This window comes from Arthrobacter agilis (assembly GCF_030816075.1).
GTDB classification, from domain to species: Bacteria; Actinomycetota; Actinomycetes; order Actinomycetales; family Micrococcaceae; genus Arthrobacter_D; species Arthrobacter_D agilis_E.
Genome location: NZ_JAUSXO010000001.1, coordinates 69,893 through 90,565, shown reverse-complemented (window position 1 = coordinate 90,565; position 20,673 = coordinate 69,893). Strand labels below are relative to the sequence as shown.

Below are 20,673 nucleotides of genomic sequence, written 5' to 3'. Positions count from 1 at the left end.
GGCCCGCAAAGTTGCCCAATATGCATCAAAGGTTTTGCACAAGGCTATTGCTGCGGGTGGAGAGGGTCAACCGTTGAAGGTCAGGGACGTGAACATTGCCTTCACGGCGGCATACTCCCCCGACGCCATCCACGCGCGCGCCGCGGCGGGATCGGCGAACCGGGTCTCGTCGAATCTCGCCGTGAAGACCACGAGTCCGTTGGAGCCGAGGGGCACCGCACCGAGGGGTATGCCGTAGGTGCCGTCCGCAGGTAGAGGACCCAGGTGCAGCCGCGCCAGGTACACGGTCCCGCCGGTCATCGGATCCCGGTAGTGGTCGAACACGTAGCTCACGGGCAGGTCGACGATCTCGACCTGCTGCGACAGCCCGGGAAGCTCCTCGGAGTCCAGGAGCACGTGGCCGGGGCTCGGGAGGGCGCCCCCATCCCCGGGGACGCCGCCCGCGAAGGTGGCCACCTCGACGCCCGTGCCGTCGAGGATGGAGTAGGCCGTGCGACTGAGCCCCGCCCCGTAGTCGGGAGCGGTGGCGGGTTCGACGGTCATCGCCTTCCAGTCCACCGGGAGCACGAAGGAGTAGAGGCCGTCGGTGGTCGTGAGCAACTGCGTGGACGGGTCGCGGAGGGACGGCCCGACATCGGGGCGGGCGGTGGCGTCCGCGGCAGGCGCCGCATCGGCGGTGGCGTCCGGGGTGGCACCAGGAGTGGCGCCCGGGGTCGCGGCCCCGCTCGCCGTCGTGCCCGGCGCGGCGGACGGTTCCGACGACGGTTCCGACGACGATTCCGACGACGGGGTCCGGGGGGACGACGGCGTGGACGACGACGTGGCGTCGGCCGACCCGGATTCCGTGGACGTGCCGGTGCAGCCGGACAGGCCGATGGCGGCGACAAGAGCGATGGAGAGCAGGCTGGTGGTCCTCATGAATTCGTTTCCCCCGTCGGTGAGCGGATCGGCCCCACGGCGTCCGTCCCCTCACCCTAGATCCGGCGGTGGCGGTTCGGAACCTGCCCCGGTCTCACTTCCGCAACAGTTACGGCAGTGCCGCGGAGCCGGCGGACGGGCCGGGACGGACGCCGTCCACCGGGCCCGTTAAGGATGCGTTAAGACGCCCTGATGAGGCCCGGACCGGTCCTACTGTGAAGGCGTGAGCTCTTCCGTACGCACCCCACCGCGGGCACAGACACAGGCACAGGCACCGGGCAGGAAGCGTCTCGGGCGCTGGCTGCTCAACGAGCCGGCGCAGCCCAGTACCCACCAGCCCGAGCCGGAGCGGACCCAGCCGTGGTGGAAGGTCATGTGCCTCACCGGCGTCGACTACTTCTCGACCCTCGGCTACCAGCCCGCCATCGCCGCCGCGGCGGCCGGCGTCCTGTCCCCCCTCGCGACGCTCGTCCTCGTCGCCGTGACGCTCTTCGGCGCGCTCCCGGTCTACAAGCGCGTCGCGTCGGAGAGTCCGCGCGGTGAGGGCTCCATCGCCATGCTCGAGAAGCTGCTGCCCAAGTGGCGCGGCAAGGTCTTCGTGCTGGTGCTGCTCGGCTTCGCGGCCACGAGCTTCCTCATCACGATGACCCTCTCCGCGGCGGACGCGAGCGCGCACCTCATCGAGAACCCGTTCGCGCCGTCGTGGCTGGAGGGCCAGCAGATCCTCATCACCGTGGTGTTCCTCGGGCTGCTGTCCGGCGTCTTCCTCCGCGGCTTCCGTGAGGCCATCGGCATCGCCGTCGTGCTCGTCGCGCTGTTCCTCGTGCTCAACCTGTGCGTCGTCGTCGTCTCGGTGGTGCAGATCGTCGAGCAGGGCGGCCTCGTGGGGAACTGGTGGTCGGCGCTGACCACCCAGCACGGCAACCCCCTGATCATGCTGGGACTGGCCGTCCTCATCTTCCCGCGCCTCGCCCTCGGCCTCTCCGGCTTCGAGACGGGCGTGGTGGTCATGCCGCAGATCGACGGCAAGCCCGGCGACACCGAGGAGAACCCGGCCGGCCGGATCGCCGGCGCCCACAGGCTGCTCACCTCGGCGGCGCTCATCATGAGCGGATTCCTCATCGCCTCGAGCTTCGTCACCACGCTGCTGATCCCCGCCGCGGCCTTCGAGGAGGGCGGCCCGGCGAACGGCCGGGCCCTGGCGTACCTCGCCCACCGCTACCTCGGTGACGGCTTCGGCACGGCGTACGACATCTCGACCATCGGCATCCTCTGGTTCGCGGGCGCGTCCGCCATGACCGGCCTGCTGAACCTCGTGCCGCGCTATCTCCCCCGCTACGGCATGGCCCCCGCGTGGGCCAAGGCCGTGCGGCCCCTCGTGCTCGTCATCACGCTCATCGCCATCCTGGTCACCGTCTTCTTCCGGGCGGACGTCGAGGCCCAGGGCGGGGCGTACGCCACCGGCGTCCTCGCCCTGATCACCTCCGCCTCGGTCGCGGTCACCCTCTCGGCCCACCGCAAGGGCCAGCGCGGCCGCACCATAGGCTTCGGCATCGCGGCCGTGGTGTTCGTCCTGACGACGGCCGTCAACATGATCGAGCGGCCCGACGGCCTGAAGATCGCCACCTGCTTCGTCCTCGGCATCATCGTGATCTCGTTCATCTCCCGCTCCCGGCGGGCGTTCGAGCTGCGGGCCACGAGCATCAGGATGGACGAGACGGCGCTGTCCTTCGTGAGCTCGCAGGACGACGGCGACATCCTGCTGATCGCGCACGAACCCAAGCGCCTGAGCAGCTCGGCCTACCGGCACAAGCTCCAGCACGCCTGCGCCGTCTCGCACTTCCCGAGCTCCGCCCGTCCCCTCTTCATCGAGGTGACGGTGGACGATTCGTCCGACTTCGAGACCGAGCTGCAGGTGCGCGGGGTGGTGCGGCACGGCTACCGGATCCTGGAGGTCCACAGCTCCAACGTGCCGAACACCATCGCCGCCGTCATGCTCCATGTCCGCGACATCACCGGGCTCATGCCCCACGTCTACTTCCGGTGGACGGAGGGCGACCCGGTCGCGAACCTGTTCAAGTTCCTCTTCACGGGCGAGGGCGAGATCGCCCCGGTGACGCGCGAGGTCCTGCGTGCGGCGGAGCCGGACGTGACCCGGCGTCCCTGGGTGCACGTGGGCTGAGCAGGCCTACGTCCGCGAGGCCGCGGGGACGAGCGTCCACAGCACCACGGCCTCGCGGTCGTCCGGGTTGAGCCAGGTGTGGGGCTCCCGGCCCGGGAAGGTGACGGTGTCCCCCGCGTCGAGCTCGTACCGGTCGTTCGGGAAGATGAGCACGAAGCGGCCCTCGACGACGTGCAGGGTCTCCACCTCGCAGTCCACGGAGTAGAGCTCGTCCTCGCCCCTGCCGTGGGGCTCGACGACGGCGCGGATCATCTGGATCCGGCGTTCGGACCGTGCGGTCATGAGCCGCTCGTTGATGCCCTGCCCGCCCAGGCTGATCCGCGGGGCCTCCCCCGAGCGCGTCAGGTGCGTCTCGGGCACCTGGAACAGGTCGCCGATGGAGATGGACAGCACCTGGCACAGGGTCACGAGCGACGCGACCGACGGCGAGGTCAGATCGCGTTCCACCCTGCTGAGGAAGCCCTTCGTCAGGCCCGTGGAATCCGCCACCTGCTCGATGGTCATGCGCTGCGCCTGCCGTGCGGCACGGATGCGCGAGCCGATGGCGACCGGGGCGTTGCTGGGCTCGACGGGCAGGGCCTTCATGCGTGTCCTCTCCTGTGGCGGTCCTGGAGGCCTCCCGCCGCAGGAGCACGGAGGCTTTCCATGAGCTTGCCATGGTTGACGCGTGACCCGCGTCACGAGTAGCTTACTAGGCAACAATAGTTGCTCATAGGGCATCGACGCGGGAATCTCGACCGGAAGGCTCGTCCATGCAAGCACTCAATATAGCCATCGTGGTGGCTTATCTCGTCGCCATGCTGGGCTTCGGCTGGTGGGGCAAGTCCCGCACGCGCAACGCCAGCGACTACCTGGTGGCGGGCCGGCGCCTCGGGCCCCTCCTCTACACGGGCACCATGGCCGCCGTCGTCCTCGGCGGAGCCTCCACGGTGGGCGGCGTGGGCCTCGGCTACAAGTACGGCATCTCGGGCATGTGGCTCGTGGTGGCCATCGGCACCGGCGTCCTGCTGCTCAGCCTCCTGTTCGCCCCGACCATCCAGAGACTGAAGATCTACACCGTCTCCCAGATGCTCACCCTGCGCTACGGACACCGTGCCACCCGCGTCTCGGGCATCGTCATGCTCGCCTACACGCTCATGCTCTGTGCGACGTCGACGGGCGCCTACGCCACGATCTTCGTGGTGCTCTTCGGCTGGGACCGCGCCCTCTCCATCGCCGTCGGCGGCGCGATCGTCCTCATCTACTCGACCATCGGCGGCATGTGGTCCATCACCCTCGCCGACATGGCCCAGTTCGTCATCAAGACCATCGGCGTGTTCGCACTCATGCTGCCCTTCTCGCTCTCGGCGGCGGGCGGCTTCCCGGGCATCGCCGAGCGTGCCGGTGACGAGTTCTTCAGCATCACCGGGATCGGCGCCCAGAGCATCGTCACCTACTTCGTGGTCTACACGCTGGGGCTCCTGATCGGCCAGGACATCTGGCAGCGCGTCTTCACCTCCCGGACCCCCGAGATCGCCCGCTGGGGCGGCTCCGCCGCGGGCATCTACTGCATCCTCTACGGGATCGCGGGCGCCATCATCGGCATGAGCGCGAGCGTCATCCTGCCGGCCATCGAGTCGCGTGACGACGTCTACGCGGACATCGCCCTGAACGTCCTGCCGATCGGCATCGGCGGGCTCGTCCTCGCCGCGGCCGTCGCGGCGATGATGTCCACCGCCTCCGGCGCACTGATCGCGGCCGCCACCGTGGCGAGGACCGACGTGGTGCCGTTCGTGGCCGGCTGGTTCGGCAGGGGCACCGGGGGCGGCACCGAACGTGCGACGAAGGAGCACGACGTCGCCTCCAGCCGTTGGTGGGTCCTCGGCCTCGGGCTCGTGACGATCGCCCTCGCCGTGATCGTGCAGGACGTCGTGGCGGCCCTGACCATCGCGTACGACATCCTCGTGGGCGGGCTCCTCGTGGCGATCCTCGGCGGCCTTCTCTGGCGCCGCGGCAACGGCGTCGGCGCCGGGGCGTCCATGGCCGCCGGCACCCTCGTGACACTCGGCGTCATGACGTACCTGGAGATCACGGCGGAGGCCCAGTACGACGGCATCTATGCCAACGAGCCCATCTACTACGGCCTCCTGGCGTCCGCGCTCGTGTACGTCATCGTCTCGTTCGCCACCCGCCCCACCGATCCCGAGGTCATGAGGGCCTGGAACCGGCGGGTCGCCGGTGAGGTGCCCGACGACGTCCCGGTCGACGTGGCCCACTGACCACCGGCTCCTCGAGCACGAAGGGCTCCCGGCATGCGCCGGGAGCCCTTTCTGCTGTCCATGCCCTGTTCCGGCCGCCGGCCGGCAGGCCGCTCGGGGCGCCGTGGCCGGCGTCGCGGCGGACCCTGCGGTCAGTCCGCCGCGGACGATCCTCCGTGGCGGCCCGTGGCGCCGGGGGCGCGGGAGCCGTCGAGGGCGCGGGAGCCGTCGAAGGTACGGGCGCTGTCGTCGCCCTCGTCGTCGGTCTGGTCGTCGCCGTCGTGCCCCTCGATCCTGCGCTCGCGCGTGCGGGGGCGGTCGTCCCCCTCGTCGGGGGCGAGGCCCGCGGCGGCCGTCCTGGCCGCCTGCTCCTCCCTCGGCGTCGAACTGAGTCCGTGGCCCGTCTCGTCCAGGGCCGTCAGTCGCTCGGCCTGGTCCACCTCGGCGTCCGTGATCTCGTCGTCCCGCTCCTGGTTCCACGCCTTGATCGCGGCCCAGCCGACGGCGGCGACGGGAACGGAGAGGATGGCACCGATGATCCCGGCCAGGATGGTGCCGGCGGTCAGGGCCAGCAGGATGACGAGGGCGTGCACCTGGAGGGTGCGGCCCATGACCACGGGCTGCAGGAAGTTGCCCTCGAGCTGGTTGACCACGATGACCGCGATGACGACCATGAGCGCCACGAAGGGACCGTTGGCCACGAGGGCGATCAGGGCCGCGAGCACCCCGGCCAGCGTCGCGCCGACCAGCGGGATGAAGGCGCCGATGAACACGATGGCGGCCAGCGGGAGTGCCAGCGGGACGCCGAGGAAGAAGAGCGCGAGCCCGATGAAGACGGAGTCGACGAGGGCGACGATCGCGGTGCCGCGCACGTAGCCGCCGAGGACGGCCATGCTGCTGTAGCCCACGCGGCGGGCCTTCACGAGGCGCTTGCCCTTGAACGCGCGGAGCATGAAGGCCCAGATCTTCTCGCCGTCCTTGAGGAAGAAGAAGAGGATGACGACCATGAGCAGGGCGCCCGCGATGAAGTTGCCGGCCGCGCTGAGGCCCGAGATGGCACCGGCACTGACGGTGCTGCTCGTTGCGAAGTCCACGGCCGTGTCACGCGCCTGCTGGATCTGGGCGTCGTCGATGGGGATGGGACCGTTCTGCGCGTAGGCGTAGAGCTGGTCGAAGCCCTCCGTCGCGCTGGCCGCCAGTTCGCCGGCCTGGCCCATGACGGCGAAGACGATGCCCGTGATCAGCCCGCCGAACACCAGCAGGAGCAGCAGGAAGGACACGCCGGTGGCGAGGGACGGGCCCCAGCCCTTCCGACGCAGCCAGTTCACGAACGGTCCGATCGCGGCGGCGAGGATGAGCGCCAGCAGCATCGGGATCACCACGAGCCGCACCTGGATCAGCGCGTACACCGCCACGACGGCCAGCACGAGCACCAGGAGGACCTGCGCCGCGCGGATACTGGCGTGGCCGAGGCTGTCACGCCAGGGGTCCTTCGGGGCGGAGGTACCTGCCCGCACGTCTGCGCGTTGGGTCATTCAGTGTCACCTTTTCCTTCGGCACGGGGGCCATCGTCGAGCATCTGGGTACGCACCTCGCGGCGGAGGACCTTGCCGATCAGCGATCGGGGGAGGTCCTCCGCCTGCACGATGGCGCGGGGGACCTTGTAGGCGGCGAGCAGGCCGCGGCAGTGCGAGCGCAGGGACTCCTCGTCGAGGCTCACGCCGGGCGCGAGGACGACGGAGGCGACGACGTCCTCGCCGCCTCCGGATCGCGGCAGGCCGACGACGGCCGCATCGACGACGCCGGCGTGGGATTTCAGGGCGTCCTCCACCTCGGAGGGCGCCACGTTGAAGCCACCGGTGATGATGAGTTCCTTGATGCGGTCCACGATCGTCAGGAAGCCGTCCTCGTCCATCCGGACGATGTCGCCGGTGCGGAACCACTCGCCGTCGAGCAGGGCGGCCCGTGTCTCGTCGGGGCGCCGCCAGTAGCCCTGGAACACCTGGGGTCCGCGGATGAGCAGCTCCCCGGGCTCCCCCGGCGCCCGGTCCACGGAGGGGTCCTCGGGGTCGACGATCCGGACGTCGGTGCCGGGGAACGGCACTCCGACGGTGCCGGGCCGCCGCGTGGGCCCGATCGGGTTGCCGGCGGAGATCGGGGACGTCTCCGTCAGCCCGTAGCCCTCGATGAGGTAGCCGCCCGTGGCCGCCTCCCAGGTCGTGACCGTGGACGGCGGGAGGTTCATCGCTCCGGAGATCGCGAAGCGGATGCTGTGCAGGTCCGTCCCGCGCTCGGCGGCCCCCGCCGCGAGCCGCTCGTAGATGGGCGGGACCGCCGGCAGGAAGGTGGGCGGGCTCTTCCGTGCCGCATCGAGCACGAGCCCGACGTCGAACCGCGGGAAGAGGACCAGCTTCGCGCCGATGCTCATGGCGAAGGTCAGGCAGAGCGTCAGCCCGTACGCATGGAACATGGGCAGGACGGCGTAGACGGTCTCCCGCCCCGCCTCGAGGCCCGGCACCCACGCGCGTCCCTGGGCCGCGTTCGCGAGGAGGTTCCGGTGGGTGAGGATCGCGCCCTTGGGGATGCCGGTGGTGCCGCTCGTGTACTGCAGCACCGCGGTGTCCTCCGCCGTCGGGCGCGGGTGCCTCGGCGACAGCGGACGGTGGCGGAGCAGGTCCTGCCACGTCACGAGCTTCCGCAGCCCGGTGAGTCTCTCCGTCGTCGTGAGCGCCGCCCTGGCCTCGCGGGCCCGGCGCACGGGCAGCTTCAGGGCGAGGCGGCGCGAGGCGGGCATGGCGCTGACTAGGTCCACCGACACCACGGTGGTGACGGCGATATCGGCGGGCAGCCGCTGGACGCGGGGCACCACCCGGTCCCAGACGATCGCCACCGTGGCCCCGTGGTCCTCGAACTGGTGCCGCAGCTCGCGGTCCGTATACAGCGGATTGTGCTCGACGACGACGGCTCCGAGCCGCAGCACCGCGTAGAACGCGACGATGTGCTGCGGGCAGTTGGGGAGCACGAGGGCCACGCGGTCACCGGCGCCCACCCCGAGGGACGAGAGGCCGGCGGCGGCACGGGCGACGGCGTCACCCAGGTCGCGGTACGTCGTGGGTGCTCCGAAGAACTCGAGGGCCGTGGCACGCCGATACGTGCGCACGGATGCGTCGAGCAGATCCGGGAGGGTGCCGTCGGGCACGTCGAAGGCGCGGGGCACCCCCGGTGCATAGCTCGCCGTCCACGGTCGGGCCGCCAAATCCATAAGCCTGCTTCCTGTTATCCGTCCGACTGTAGCGCGGTCCGCCGGGGGCACGGTACCCGCACGGGTCCATCCTCCCCTGCCCGGGCCGGGACGTGCGGTCCTGTAGAATGGTGGGCTGAAGGGGAGTAGCTCCGCGTCCCGAGGACGTGCGGCCTGTCGACATACTGGCACCGATGGTGCCCGGCAATCCACCGGTCCAGCCGGCGAGCGAGACCTTCGGCCGAACCGACGCACCTGCGTCCCGGCCGGAGCCTCCCGCTTCGGTGCGGGATGCGCAGGGTGCACCCGACCCCCCCGGAGTATCCGTGACATCCCCCCAGCAGTCCCCCTCCCGCGACGACATCCGCCGCTGGCGCCAGTACCTCGCCGACGAGCGCGCAGAGGCCGCGACCTACCGCGACCTCGCCCGCCGCCGGACCGGCGAGGAGCGCGAGATCCTCCTCGGCCTGGCCGAGGCCGAGGGCCGCCACGAGGCGCACTGGCTCGCCCTCCTCGGCGACGACGCCGGACGCCCCCTGAGGCCCTCGTTCCGCAACCGCCTTCTCGGCCTGCTCGCACGTCGCTTCGGATCCGTCTTCACCCTGGCGCTCGCCCAGCGGGCCGAGGGCCGCTCCCCCTACGGGACGGATCCCTCCGCCACGAGCGCCATGGTGGCCGACGAGCAGATCCACGAGGAAGTGGTGCGTGGCCTCGCCACGCGTGGCCGCAACCGGCTCTCCGGCAACTTCCGTGCGGCCGTCTTCGGTGCGAACGACGGCCTCGTCAGCAACCTGGCGCTGGTGATGGGCATCGGCGCCACGGGGGCCTCCACCTCCTTCATCCTCTTCAGCGGCCTGGCCGGGCTGCTCGCCGGCGCACTGTCGATGGGGGCCGGCGAGTACGTCTCGGTCCGCTCGCAGCGGGAGCTGCTGTCGGCGACGCGTCCCACGCAGATCACCCTCACGGCGGCGAAGGAACTGGACATCGACTCCAACGAGCTGGTGCTGGTCTACCGGGCGCGCGGCATGACTCCGGCGGCCGCGGAGCATCGTGCGGCGGAGCGGCTGGGCCTGTACAGCTGCGACTGCGACCCGAGCTTCTCGCTGCAGCCCGAACAGGACGAGGACGTCGACGAGCACGAGACGGTCGGGACCGGCCTGGGCGCCGCGGCCTCGAGTTTCTGCTTCTTCGCGTCGGGCGCCGTCATCCCGGTCCTGCCGTACCTGCTGGGGCTCGGCGGCGCGACCGCCGTCGTCATCGCCTGCGTGCTGGTGGGCCTGGCCCTGCTGGCCACCGGTGCCGTCGTCGCCCTGCTCTCCGGCGCGTCGCCGCTGCGCCTGGCGCTGCGGCAGCTGGCCATCGGACTCGGCGCGGCCGGGGTGACCTACCTGCTCGGCCTGCTCTTCGGCACGTCGGTGGGCTGACCCGGGAACCTCCCGACCCGCAGGGTCCCCTGTCCCGCCCTGCCTGTGGTCCCGGCCCGTGCCCGGCGGGGCTCATCCCGGCCTGCGCCCTGCGCGAACGTCCCTCCCCCCGACGGCGCGCACGGTGCTGCAATAGTCCCTATGGACGAGCAGGAGGCCCTCGACGCCTACTCGGCGGCGGTCGTGCGCATCGCCGAGACCACGCTGCCGTCGGTGGCGGCGGTCTCGGTGCGCTCCGCCCGCGGTGCGGGTGCGGGCAGCGCCTCCGTCATCTCGGCGGAGGGGCACCTGCTGACGAGCGCCCATGTGGTGGCCGGCGCGCAGCGCACCGAGGTCGCCTTCGGCGACGGGTCCGTCCTGTCCGCGCGCGTCGTCGGCAGCGATCCGCTGTCGGACCTCGCCGTCCTGAAGGCGGAGGGCGGCACACCCCCGCCGGTACCGTGGGGCGATGCCTCGAGGCTGCGGGTCGGGCAGCTGGTGGTCGCGCTCGGCAATCCGCTCGGCATGGCCGGCAGCGTCACCGCGGGCATCGTGTCCGCGCTCGGCCGGTCACTGCCCACGCTCTCCGGGCACGTGGTGGACGAGGTCATCCAGACCGACGCGACCCTGAACCCGGGCAACAGCGGCGGCGTGCTCGCCGACAGTGCGGGGCGCATGGTCGGCGTCAACACCGCGGTCGCCGGCATCGGGCTCGGTCTGGCCGTGCCGATCAACTCGACCACCCGCGAGATCATCGACGCCCTCATGACCAGGGGCCGTGTCCGCCGCGCCTGGCTGGGGGTGGTCGGAGCCGAGATCACCCTCGTCCCCGAACTCGCGGCCCGTGTCGGATCACGTACCGGGATGCAGGTGGCGTCCGTCGTCGCGGGCAGCCCGGCCGCGGGTGCCGGGGCCCGGCGGGGCGACGTCGTCATCTCACTCGACCGCATCCCCGTGCGGAGCGCGACCGGCATCCAGCGGATGATGGTCGAGAAGGCGATCGGCCGCCGGATGGAGATGACGGTGTGGCGCAACGGCGCCCTGGTGGACATCGTCGTCCAGCCCGAGGAGCTGCGCGGTCCGTGACGGGCCCGCGCCGGGTTCACGCGGCGTCGCGCTGCTGCAGGACGTAGTCCTCGAGCTTGCCGAGCGTCGCCTCGATACTCGCCGGATGCCTGCAGGTGAAGCCGGTCAGCCGGAACACGATCCTCCACGGCACGGCCCGTCCGTCCCATTCCTCCCGTACCAGGGTGGCGTCCCCCCGGGGCTCGAGGGTGTAGCGCCAGACGTGCGACGAGAAGTGCCGCCACGCGATGCGGCGGCCCTCCTCGAACTCCACCACGCGGTTCAGGATCCTGTACGGGGCGCCGATCCTCATGTCCATGCCGAACCGCGCCCCCGGCGACAGACGCGCGGGTCCGTTCGGCTGCTCGCCGCGCACCGTCCCCGACCCGTCGATCACGCTGTGGAGGGCGGGTGTCGCGAGGACGTCGAAGATCCGTCCGGCGGGGGCATGGATGAGCCGCTCGCGGGAGATGAGGTAGGGGTCGTTGCCCGGCGTCGTCATGCCCTCCATTGTGCCCGGTCCCGGGATCCGGGCCCGCGCGACGAGGCCCCTCCGTGCGGAGGGGCCTCGTCCGGCGCGGATCAGGGCTTCAGCAGCACCTTGATGGCGCGGCGCTCGTCCATCGCCCGGTACGCCTCGGCGGCGTCCTCGAGGGGCATCTCGACGTCGAACACCCGGCCGGGATTGATCGTCCCGTCGAGGACGTCCTTCAGCAGTTCGGGGATGTAGGTGTGAGCCGGGGCCATGCCGCCACCCACTGTGATGTTCTTCGCGAACAGGACGCCGATGGGCAGTTCGGGTCCTCCCGCCGGGACCCCGACGAAGCCGAGGTGTCCGCCGGGACGCGTGCTGCGCAGCGCCTGGTCCATGGATTCCTTGGTGCCCACGCACTCGAGGACCGAATCGGCGAGCACTCCCCCGAGCAGCTCGCGCACCTTCGCCACGCCGTCGTCGCCGCGCTCGGCGACGATGTCGGTGGCGCCGAACTCGCGGGCGAGTGCCTGGCGGTCCTCGTGGCGGGACATCGCGATGATGCGTCCGGCGCCGAGGCGCTTCGCTGCGAGGACACCGCACAGGCCCACCGCGCCGTCACCCACGACGACGACGGTGCTGCCCGGGCCGACGTTCGCCGACACGGCGGCGTGGTGGCCGGTGGACATCACGTCGGAGAGGGTCAGGAGGCTGGCCGTCAGCGCGGCGTCGGGCTCGGAGACCCCCTCGACCTTGCGCAGCGTGCCGTCCGCCTGCGGGACGCGCACGGCCTCGCCCTGGCCGCCCTCCACGAAGTCGCCGTGCTCGTCGGTGCTGCCCCAGCCCGCGAGGTGGTCGCAGGCGACCGTCACGCCGTTGAGGCACTGGGGGCAGGTGCCGCAGCTGTCCACGAACGGCGCGATCACGAAATCGCCGACCGCGACGTCCGTGACGTCGTCGCCCACGGACTCCACGACGCCGACGAACTCGTGGCCGATCGCCTTGGGCTCCTTGGTGGGGCGGACGCCGCGGTAGGGCCAGAGGTCCGAGCCGCAGACGCACGAGGCCGTGACCCTGACGACGGCGTCGGTGGGACGGATGATGCTCGGGTAGTCCCTGTCCTCGACACGGATATCGCCCGGTCCGTGGATGATGGTGGCGCGCATGTGATCTCCTAGAAAGCTTGCGGAACGCAGTCGGTTCTCCCCTCTCGCCACCTTACAAGCAGCTCGACGGCGCCCCTACCGCCGGGGAGTCCCTGCGGCGGACTTGAACTCGTGCTCCAGTTCCTCGAGGGTTCGACCCCGGGTCTCGGGGACGTAGCGGCGCGCGAAGACGATGGCCGCGACCCCGAGGACCACGAACACGAAGAAGGTGTTCGAGATGGTGATGGCGTCCATGAGGATCGGGAAGCTGAGGCTCACGGCGAAGTTCACCATCCACAGGACGAACACGGCCGCGCCCATGCCGAGGCCCCGCAGGCGCATGGGGAAGATCTCCGACAGCATCAGCCAGGTCACGGGCGAGATGGCGCCCTGCTGGAAGGCCAGGAACGTCACCGTCAGCGACAGGATGAGGAACCCGCGGGCGGTGCCCTCGGGGACCAGCAGCGAGACGAGCCCGATGGCGAGCAGGGCCGACGTCGTCCCGATCTGGCCCACCAGCAGCATGGGCCTGCGCCCCACCCTGCCCAGCAGCCAGATCCCGACGAAGGTGGCCGCCACCGAGATCACCCCGTTGGCGATGTTCGCGGTCAGCGCGGCCTGTGTCCCGAAGCCCGCGACGACGAGGATCTGCGTGCCGTAGTACATGATCGAGTTCACGCCCGTGATCTGCTGTATGACGGCCAGGCCGAGTCCCACCAGGAAGATCCGGCGGAGCCACGGCTCGCGCAGGTCACGGAAGCCTCCGTCCTCGCGTTCGCGGTCCTCGAGGGCCATCGACCTGACCTCTTCGTACTCCTGCCGGGCGACGACGGCGGTCCGCAGCCGCTGCAGCACGCGCAGCGCGACACCGAAGTCCCCGTGGCCGGCGAGCCAGCGGGGGCTCTCCGGGACGAAGTGCATGCCGATCCACAGCCCGATGGCAGGGAGGGTCGCGAGGACCAGCATCCAGCGCCAGATGCCGTGGCTGTCACCGAACAGGCCGCCGAGGAGCGCGCTCGTGCTGAAGGCGAGCAGCTGCCCGGTCACGATCATCAGCTCGTTGCGCGTGACCACCTGGCCGCGCCGTGCGGCCGGCGACAACTCGGCGAGGAAGATCGGCACCATCACGGAGGCACCTCCGACCGCCAGCCCGAGGACGAGCCGCGAGGCCACCATGACCGTGACACCGGGTGCCAGCGCGGATCCGAGGGTCCCGACGAGGAAGATGACGGCGAGCACGATGATCATCCTCCTGCGCCCGTAGGCATCGGCCAGCCTGCCGCCGGCCAGGGCGCCGAACGCCGCCCCGAAGACCAGCGAGCTCGCCACGAGTCCCTCGGTGAACGCCGTGAGGCCGAGGTCGTCCACCATGAACGGCAGGGCGCCGTTGATCACCCCGGTGTCGAAGCCGAACAGCAGTCCGCCGAGGGTCGCGACCCAGGTGACGCGCCGCAGGTATCTCCGCTGCGTCCCGCCGTCGGCGCCCGCCGTCGTACCGTGCCCCGTCGTGCTGCTCATCGTCCGCCCATCTCCCGCCGCCTCGTCCCGGGCCCGGCCATACCCCTCACGCTACGTCTCCGCGCGGTGAGCCTCGCAGGAGGGCACGGTCCCGGCGCGGGTTGACACGGACGGGCCTCCCCGTGCGCACCGCGCGGGGAAAGAGAACAGCCTCCCCCGCGCGGACGCGGAGGAGGCTGCTGTTCCATGACACGGATCAGAGGGTCGCGTAGACCTCACGGAGCAGCGTCGCGGTCTCGGACGGCGTCTTGCCGACCTTGACCCCGGCGGCCTCGAGGGCCTCCTTCTTGGCCTGGGCGGTTCCGGCGGACCCGGAGACGATGGCACCGGCGTGGCCCATGGTCTTGCCCTCGGGAGCCGTGAAGCCCGCCACGTAGCCGACGACCGGCTTGGTGACGTGCGCCTTGATGAACTCGGCGGCACGCTCCTCGGCGTCGCCGCCGATCTCGCCGATCATCACGATGGCCTTGGTCTCGGGGTCCGCTTCGAAGGCCGCGAGGGCGTCGATGTGCGTGGTGCCGATGACAGGGTCGCCGCCGATGCCGATGGCGGTCGAGAAGCCGAGGTCGCGCAGCTCGAACATCATCTGGTAGGTCAGGGTGCCCGACTTCGAGACGAGGCCCACGCCACCCTTGCCGGTGATGTTCGCCGGCGTGATGCCCACGAGGGACTCGCCCGGCGTGATGATGCCGGGGCAGTTCGGTCCGATGATGCGGGTGACCTGGCGGCCGTCGGCGTCGACCTTCGACTGGGCGAGGGCCCAGAACGCGGCCGAATCCTGCACGGGGACGCCTTCGGTGATGACGACGACGAGGCCGATACCGGCCTCGATCGCCTCGACGACGGCGTCCTTGGTGAAGGCCGGCGGGACGAAGACGATCGACACGTCGGCGCCGGTCTCCCGGATGGCTTCCTCGACCGTGCCGTAGACCGGCAGGGTGACGTCGCCGTGCGTGACGGTGGTGCCGGCCTTGCGGGCGTTGACGCCGCCGACGACCTGCGTGCCGGCCTTCAGCATCAGGGCGGTGTGCTTGGTGCCTTCACCGCCCGTGATGCCCTGGACGATGACCTTGGAATCCTTGTTGAGGTAGATAGACACGGGTGTTCCCTTACTTTCCGTAGGCCAGCGCGGCGGCCTTGTCGGCGCCTTCGTCCATGGTGTCGGCGAGGGTGACCAGCGGGTGGTTCGCCTCGGCGAGGATGCGGCGGCCCTCTTCGACGTTGTTGCCGTCCAGTCGCACGACGAGGGGCTTGTTGGCCTCGTCGCCGAGGATCTCGAGCGCCTTGACGATGCCGTTGGCCACGGCGTCGCATGCGGTGATGCCGCCGAAGACGTTCACGAAGACGCTCTTGACCTGGCTGTCGTTGAGGATGACGTCCAGTCCGGCGGCCATGACCTCGGCGGACGCTCCACCTCCGATGTCCAGGAAGTTGGCGGGCTTCACGTTGCCGTGCGCCTCGCCGGCGTAGGCGACGACGTCGAGGGTCGACATGACCAGCCCGGCGCCGTTGCCGATGATGCCGACCTCGCCGTCGAGCTTGACGTAGTTGAGGTCGTTCTCCTTGGCCTTGGCCTCCAGGGGGTCCGCAGCGTCCTTGTCCTCGAGGGCGGCGTGGTCCGCGTGGCGGAACCCGGCGTTCTCGTCGATCGTGACCTTGCCGTCCAGTGCGAGGATGTCGCCGCTGCCGGTCTTCACGAGCGGGTTGACCTCCACCAGGGTGGCGTCCTCCTTCACGAAGACGTCCCACAGCCTGAGGATGGTGTTGACGACGCCGTCGCGCAGTTCGGGGGCGAAGCCCGCCGCGTCGACGATCTCCTCGGCCTTGGCCTGGTCGATGCCGGTGGCCGGGTCGACGGCGATGCGCGCCAGGGCCTCCGGGCGCTCGACGGCGAGCTGCTCGATCTCCATGCCGCCCTCGACCGAGCACATGGCCAGGTAGTTGCGGTTGGAACGGTCGAGCAGGACGGAGAAGTAGTACTCCTCGGCGATGTCGGCGCCCTGCGCGATCATCACCTTGTGGACCGTGTGTCCCTTGATGTCCATCCCGAGGATGTCCGACGCGTAGGAGAAGGCCTCGTCGGGCGTCTTGGCGACCTTGACGCCGCCGGCCTTGCCGCGACCGCCCACCTTGACCTGGGCCTTGACCACGACGACGCCGCCGATCTTCTCGGCTGCAGCCCTGGCTTCTTCCGGGGTGTGCGCCACGATGCCGGCGAGCACGGGAACCCCGTGTGCCTCGAAAAGATCGCGCGCCTGATATTCGAACAGGTCCACTTGGCTGAAGTCCTTCTACGTCGAAGTAGGTTTACAAGAGGGAACTTTAGCCCCTCGGGCCTGAGGCCCTCCCCAGACTAGCGGTTTAGTGAGTAAGCCCACAGTTCTATCTTTTGTAGAAAAACGGGTGCTGTTCGTTGAGGCTTTTCACCCGAATTCGGTGACCGTCTCGCGGTTCGCGACGAAGCCCTTGCCGCTCTCGAGGCTGCTGCAGATCATGCCGTCCTGCCCGAACCCGCACCGGAATCCGCGCAGCTCCACGGCCTGTCCCCGCTCGAGGAGCGGGAGTCCGGCGATGGGCCCGCCTCCGGAGGCGGCCCCGGCGGCGAACTCCGCCTCCATGGGTGTCAGCCCGATCCGGCACCCGCCATAGGTGAAGGAGTCCACCGTCAGCAGGACGGTGCCGCCCTTGAAACCGAGGTTCGTCCCGTTGCAGTCGTCGGCGGCTTCGGCCGGCGCCGGGTAGGCCGCCAGTTCGCAGTAGGCGGCGTCGACCTCGAGCTCGTTGTCGTCCTTCTCGCCTCCGGCCATCAGCGGGTCCACGGGATTGTCGAAGATGCGTCCCTGCTTGGTGCTGATGGCGCAGTAGGCGCTCCGGTCGGCGGCGAGAACCGCGATGGAGGTGGCGTCCCCGGGCAGGCCGAGGTCCTCGGGCGTTCTCACGTCCATGCCGGCCAGTTCCTCCGACGGCGGGAGGTCGGCCGGGGCCGTCGGCGCTGCGGGACCGGCGGCGGGCAGCTGCACGCACCCTGCCAGGACCAGCACCGCGGCGACAGCGGCTGCCGCATGGACGGCACGCCGGCGGACGGGCCTGCGCCTTCCGGTTCTCCCCATGTTCCAGACTCCCCCGTGCGGCCGGGAGCTCACGCCACCTTGGTGAGCGGTGCGTAGCGCAGCAGCAGCCGCTTCTCCCCGACATCGAATCGAACCTTGGCGACGGTCTTGTCACCGGCACCCTCGACGGACAGTACCGTGCCGTTACCGAAACTCGCATGGTTGACCTTGTCGCCGGCCGAGACCGAGACGACTTCCTTCTGGGGCTGCACCCGGCCCACGGCCTTCGACGGTGCCGTGGCTCCGGCATTGAAGCCGCCACCGCTGGCACCCCAGTAGGACCCGCTGAGCCGTGGACCGCCGATGCTGCCGCCGGTGGTCCACGCGGGCTTGGCCGCGCCCTCGCGCTTCCACAGGATGAGGTCCTCGGGGATCTCGCTCACGAACTGGCTCGCCGGGTTGTACTGGCTCTGGCCCCACATGCTGCGCACCTCGGAGCGGGTGACGTAGAGCCGCTGGCGTGCGCGCGTGAGGCCCACGTATGCCAGGCGCCGTTCCTCCGCGAGCTCCTTGGGATCGGTGGCGGACCGCTGGTGCGGGAAGATCCCCTGTTCCATGCCGGTCAGGAACACCACGGGGAACTCGAGGCCCTTGGCGGTGTGCAGCGTCATGAGCGTGACGACGCCCTGGCGTCGGGCCTCCTCGACCGCGCGCTGCACGTCCGCGGCGGACCCGTCGGGGGCGTCCGGGATCTGGTCGGCGTCCGCCACGAGGGATACCTGCTCGAGGAAGTCGCCCAGCGTGCCCTCGGGATTGTCCCGCTCGAACTCACGGACGACGGCGACGAGCTCGGCGAGGTTCTCCACCCGGGACTCGTCCTGCGGGTCGTTGCTCGTGCGCAGCTGCTCGAGGTACCCGGTCTGTTCCAGCACCGCCTCGAGGGCGGCGGACGCCCCGGAGCCGCTGGCGACCTCCGCGAGGTCGTCGATCAGCTTGACGAACCCGGCCACGGAGTTGACCGAACGGGTGGCCATGCCCGGCGCCTGGTCAGCGCGGCGCAGAGCCTCCATGAAGCTGATCCGTTCACGCTCGCTGAGGGCGGCGATGGCGTACTCCGCACGGTCGCCGATGCCGCGCTTCGGTTCGTTGAGGATGCGGCGCAGGTTGACGACGTCGTCCTGGTTCACGAGGACCCGCAGGTAGGCCAGCGCGTCCTTGATCTCCTTGCGCTCGTAGAACCGGGTGCCGCCGACCACCTTGTAGGGCAGGCCGACGCGCAGGAGGATCTCCTCGATGGACCGCGACTGCGCGTTGGTGCGGTAGAAGATGGCGACGTCGCCGGGACGGATGTCCTCCTCGTCCTGGAGGCGGTCGATCTCCTCGGCGATGAAGCGGGCTTCCTCGTGCTCGTTCTCGCCGACGTAGCCGACGATCTTCTCACCGCTGCCCTCGGCGGTCCACAGCCGCTTCTCCGGCCGGTCGGGGTTGCGGGAGATCACCGCGTTGGCGGCGCTGAGGATGTTCTGGGTGGAGCGGTAGTTCTGCTCGAGCAGGATGGTGCGGGCGCTCGGGTAGTCGTTCTCGAACTCGACGATGTTGCGCACGTCGGCTCCGCGGAAGGCGTAGATCGACTGGTCCGAGTCGCCCACCACCGTGAGTTCGGCGGGGTCGTCGGACGACTCGCCCGGCACGCCGACGATCTCCCGGACCAGGGCGTACTGCGCATGGTTGGTGTCCTGGTACTCGTCGACGAGTACGTGCCGGAAGCGCCGCCGGTAGTAGTCCGCCACGCCGGGGAAGGCCCGGAACATGAAGACCGTCTGCGCGATCAGGTCGTCGAAGTCCATGGCATTGGCCTGGCGCATGCGCTGCGCGTACCCGGAGTAGACCTCGGCGACGGCCTGCTCGAAGGGATCCGACGGGTCGACGCCGGAGGCGAAGGACTCCTCGTCGATCAGCTCGTTCTTGAGCGCGGAGATCTTGTGCTGGATGGCTTTGGGGGCGAACTTCTTGGGGTCGAGGTCCAGGCCCTTGGCGACGAGCGTGATGAGACGCAGGGTGTCCGCGGAGTCGTAGATGGAGAAGTTGGAGTTCAGGCCCACGGAGGCCGCCTCCCGGCGGAGGATCCGTACGCAGGACGAGTGGAACGTGGAGATCCACATGCGCTTGGCGACGTCGCCGATCAGGCCCTCGATGCGCTCGCGCATCTCGGCGGCGGCCTTGTTGGTGAACGTGATGGCGAGGATCTGCCCCGGGTGGGACCGCCCCGTGGCGAGCAGGTACGCGATGCGGTGGCTCAGCACACGGGTCTTGCCCGACCCGGCGCCCGCGACGATCAGCAGCGGCGATCCGCCGTGCTTCACGGCCTCCTCCTGCTGGGGGTTCAGCCCCACCAGGAGCTCGTGTGCGCGGTGCTCGTCCACGCCGGCACGGGACGGCACGTGCTCGGTGGCGGGGTCCGCGGGCCCGGCCGTCCCCGCCATCGCCGCCTCGCGTGCGCGCTTCTTCTCGGCGGGCGTGAGCGGGGAGACGTAGGGATCGAAGAGCATGTCCATGGTCCTTCAAGTCTAGGCCGTGCCCCTGACACCCACCCGCCCGTACGCAGCGGTGGCAGCCTCACCCATACTGGAGGAGTGGGAAAGACAAGGGCACAGATAGCACGCAAGCACGCGACGGGTGCGACACCCGCGCCACCTGCTCCGCCCGCCCGGAACAAACAGGGCAACGGTTCGCTCGTGCTCATCGCCGCAGCGGCCGCGTCCCTGCTGCTCTTCTGGTACTTCCACCTGCTCACGCTCGGCCAGATGACGCAGCTGTCGGGCGGCCTCACCATGCCGGACATGATGGTCGGCGGGTACGACACCGGGTACGTGCAGCGCCTCCACGAGGAGATGGACGATGCAGCCCGCGGCCAGCTGAGCTACCTGCACCGCACGGCCGGCACGCTCTTCCCGCTGATCTTCGCGTTCGCCTGGCTCCTGCTGGTCCAGCTCAACGCAGGGCGGCGGTGGCTCCGCTGGGTCCTGTGGTCGCCGGTGATCCTGTTCGTCGTCGTCGACCTGTGGGAGAACGTGGCGATCGACACCGCGCTGGCCCAGGCGTCCGCCGATCCGGGCGCCGTGGCGCTCGCCGCGACGCTGACGGTGCTGCGCTGGGTGCTGCTCGCGCTGAGCCTGGTGGCCGGTGCCGTGGCCGTCTTCCTGCCCCCGCACCTCCGGGGCGTGGACCGGGCAGGGAAACCGGGTGGCGAGCGGGTAAGCTAGGACCGCCGGATCGGTGCACACCACGATCCCGGCCTCTGTAGCTCAGTAGGATAGAGCGTCCCTCTCCTAAAGGGAAGGTCGTCGGTTCGATTCCGGCCAGGGGCACACGGCAGCGTCGGAACGGGAGGGAGGATGGGCATCTGTGCCCGTCCTCCCTCCCGTTTCCGTGCGGGTAGGTT

16 protein-coding genes and 1 tRNA gene are annotated in these 20,673 nt (G+C 70.3%); 6 read left to right on the top strand and 11 right to left on the bottom strand.

Translation table 11 applies throughout. The features are described 5' to 3' along the window. Positions 1-66 precede the first annotated feature (66 nt). Positions 67-918, bottom strand: a complete 852-nt coding sequence (locus tag QFZ50_RS00430; protein WP_307080783.1) for a hypothetical protein — start codon at positions 916-918, stop codon at positions 67-69. Positions 919-1,291: 373 nt separating this feature from the next. Between QFZ50_RS00430 and QFZ50_RS00425 the strand changes: the two genes are divergently transcribed. Beyond that, complete coding sequence (locus QFZ50_RS00425; RefSeq protein ID WP_307086568.1) at positions 1,292-3,100, top strand: amino acid transporter; 1,809 nt, start codon at positions 1,292-1,294, stop codon at positions 3,098-3,100. A gap of 6 nt (positions 3,101-3,106) precedes the next feature. On the opposite strand, the gene QFZ50_RS00420 is transcribed toward QFZ50_RS00425, so the two are convergent. Then, positions 3,107-3,685 carry a helix-turn-helix domain-containing protein gene (locus QFZ50_RS00420; RefSeq protein ID WP_307080781.1) on the bottom strand — a complete coding sequence of 193 codons (579 nt, stop codon included), beginning with the start codon at positions 3,683-3,685 and terminating at the stop codon, positions 3,107-3,109. 167 nt (positions 3,686-3,852) lie between these two features. On the opposite strand from QFZ50_RS00420, the gene QFZ50_RS00415 reads away from it, so the two are divergent. Then, a complete protein-coding gene (locus QFZ50_RS00415) occupies positions 3,853-5,358 on the top strand; it encodes a sodium:solute symporter (RefSeq protein WP_307080778.1) in 1,506 nt (501 codons plus the stop codon). A 131-nt stretch (positions 5,359-5,489) separates the two neighbouring features. On the opposite strand, the gene QFZ50_RS00410 is transcribed toward QFZ50_RS00415, so the two are convergent. Both QFZ50_RS00410 and QFZ50_RS00405 read right to left on the bottom strand, forming a co-directional pair. After that, complete coding sequence (locus QFZ50_RS00410; protein ID WP_373462231.1) at positions 5,490-6,872, bottom strand: AI-2E family transporter; 1,383 nt, start codon at positions 6,870-6,872, stop codon at positions 5,490-5,492. After that, on the bottom strand, positions 6,869-8,599 hold the full coding sequence (locus QFZ50_RS00405; RefSeq protein ID WP_307080776.1) for a long-chain-fatty-acid--CoA ligase: 1,731 nt from the start codon (positions 8,597-8,599) through the stop codon (positions 6,869-6,871). Before QFZ50_RS00405 ends, QFZ50_RS00410 begins: the two co-directional genes overlap by 4 nt. A 305-nt stretch (positions 8,600-8,904) precedes the next feature. Between QFZ50_RS00405 and QFZ50_RS00400 the strand changes: the two genes are divergently transcribed. Further along, positions 8,905-10,002 (top strand): VIT1/CCC1 transporter family protein, encoded by a 1,098-nt coding sequence (locus tag QFZ50_RS00400; protein WP_307080774.1) that lies wholly within the window; start codon positions 8,905-8,907, stop codon positions 10,000-10,002. Positions 10,003-10,143: 141 nt separating this feature from the next. Beyond that, complete coding sequence (locus QFZ50_RS00395) at positions 10,144-11,067, top strand: S1C family serine protease (RefSeq protein ID WP_307080772.1); 924 nt, start codon at positions 10,144-10,146, stop codon at positions 11,065-11,067. Positions 11,068-11,083: 16 nt separating this feature from the next. On the opposite strand, the gene QFZ50_RS00390 is transcribed toward QFZ50_RS00395, so the two are convergent. From QFZ50_RS00390 to pcrA, 7 genes are all read right to left on the bottom strand, one after another. Beyond that, positions 11,084-11,548 (bottom strand): SRPBCC family protein, encoded by a 465-nt coding sequence (locus QFZ50_RS00390; protein ID WP_307080770.1) that lies wholly within the window; start codon positions 11,546-11,548, stop codon positions 11,084-11,086. Between the two features lie 80 nt (positions 11,549-11,628). After that, positions 11,629-12,684: a zinc-dependent alcohol dehydrogenase family protein gene (locus QFZ50_RS00385; protein ID WP_307080768.1), complete on the bottom strand. Its 1,056-nt coding sequence runs from the start codon at positions 12,682-12,684 to the stop codon at positions 11,629-11,631. A gap of 75 nt (positions 12,685-12,759) precedes the next feature. Continuing rightward, positions 12,760-14,181 (bottom strand): sugar porter family MFS transporter, encoded by a 1,422-nt coding sequence (locus QFZ50_RS00380; RefSeq protein ID WP_307080766.1) that lies wholly within the window; start codon positions 14,179-14,181, stop codon positions 12,760-12,762. A 196-nt stretch (positions 14,182-14,377) separates the two neighbouring features. Further along, positions 14,378-15,280 carry a succinate--CoA ligase subunit alpha gene (sucD, locus tag QFZ50_RS00375; protein WP_307080764.1) on the bottom strand — a complete coding sequence of 301 codons (903 nt, stop codon included), beginning with the start codon at positions 15,278-15,280 and terminating at the stop codon, positions 14,378-14,380. 10 nt (positions 15,281-15,290) lie between these two features. Next, positions 15,291-16,457 (bottom strand): ADP-forming succinate--CoA ligase subunit beta, encoded by a 1,167-nt coding sequence (sucC, locus tag QFZ50_RS00370; protein ID WP_307080762.1) that lies wholly within the window; start codon positions 16,455-16,457, stop codon positions 15,291-15,293. A gap of 147 nt (positions 16,458-16,604) precedes the next feature. Continuing rightward, positions 16,605-17,291, bottom strand: a complete 687-nt coding sequence (locus QFZ50_RS00365) for a hypothetical protein (RefSeq protein WP_307080760.1) — start codon at positions 17,289-17,291, stop codon at positions 16,605-16,607. Positions 17,292-17,320: 29 nt separating this feature from the next. Next, positions 17,321-19,786, bottom strand: coding sequence for a DNA helicase PcrA (gene pcrA / locus QFZ50_RS00360; RefSeq protein WP_307080758.1), 2,466 nt, complete (start codon positions 19,784-19,786; stop codon positions 17,321-17,323). Positions 19,787-19,966: 180 nt separating this feature from the next. On the opposite strand from pcrA, the gene QFZ50_RS00355 reads away from it, so the two are divergent. Together QFZ50_RS00355 and QFZ50_RS00350 are read left to right on the top strand one after the other, a co-directional pair. After that, on the top strand, positions 19,967-20,494 hold the full coding sequence (locus tag QFZ50_RS00355) for a hypothetical protein (protein WP_307080756.1): 528 nt from the start codon (positions 19,967-19,969) through the stop codon (positions 20,492-20,494). Between the two features lie 31 nt (positions 20,495-20,525). After that, positions 20,526-20,599 (top strand) — tRNA-Arg (locus tag QFZ50_RS00350). Positions 20,600-20,673: the final 74 nt, after the last annotated feature.

Coding starts and splice junctions, on each gene's coding strand:
- pcrA (WP_307080758.1), bottom strand. CDS start 19,786: ATGGACATGCTCTTCGATCCCTACGTCTCCCCGCTCACGCCCGCCGAG.
- QFZ50_RS00390 (WP_307080770.1), bottom strand. CDS start 11,548: ATGACGACGCCGGGCAACGACCCCTACCTCATCTCCCGCGAGCGGCTC.
- QFZ50_RS00420 (WP_307080781.1), bottom strand. CDS start 3,685: ATGAAGGCCCTGCCCGTCGAGCCCAGCAACGCCCCGGTCGCCATCGGC.
- QFZ50_RS00430 (WP_307080783.1), bottom strand. CDS start 918: ATGAGGACCACCAGCCTGCTCTCCATCGCTCTTGTCGCCGCCATCGGC.
- QFZ50_RS00365 (WP_307080760.1), bottom strand. CDS start 17,291: ATGGGGAGAACCGGAAGGCGCAGGCCCGTCCGCCGGCGTGCCGTCCAT.
- QFZ50_RS00415 (WP_307080778.1), top strand. CDS start 3,853: ATGCAAGCACTCAATATAGCCATCGTGGTGGCTTATCTCGTCGCCATG.
- QFZ50_RS00380 (WP_307080766.1), bottom strand. CDS start 14,181: ATGAGCAGCACGACGGGGCACGGTACGACGGCGGGCGCCGACGGCGGG.
- QFZ50_RS00385 (WP_307080768.1), bottom strand. CDS start 12,684: ATGCGCGCCACCATCATCCACGGACCGGGCGATATCCGTGTCGAGGAC.
- QFZ50_RS00395 (WP_307080772.1), top strand. CDS start 10,144: ATGGACGAGCAGGAGGCCCTCGACGCCTACTCGGCGGCGGTCGTGCGC.
- QFZ50_RS00410 (WP_373462231.1), bottom strand. CDS start 6,872: ATGACCCAACGCGCAGACGTGCGGGCAGGTACCTCCGCCCCGAAGGAC.
- QFZ50_RS00405 (WP_307080776.1), bottom strand. CDS start 8,599: ATGGATTTGGCGGCCCGACCGTGGACGGCGAGCTATGCACCGGGGGTG.
- QFZ50_RS00425 (WP_307086568.1), top strand. CDS start 1,292: ATGTGCCTCACCGGCGTCGACTACTTCTCGACCCTCGGCTACCAGCCC.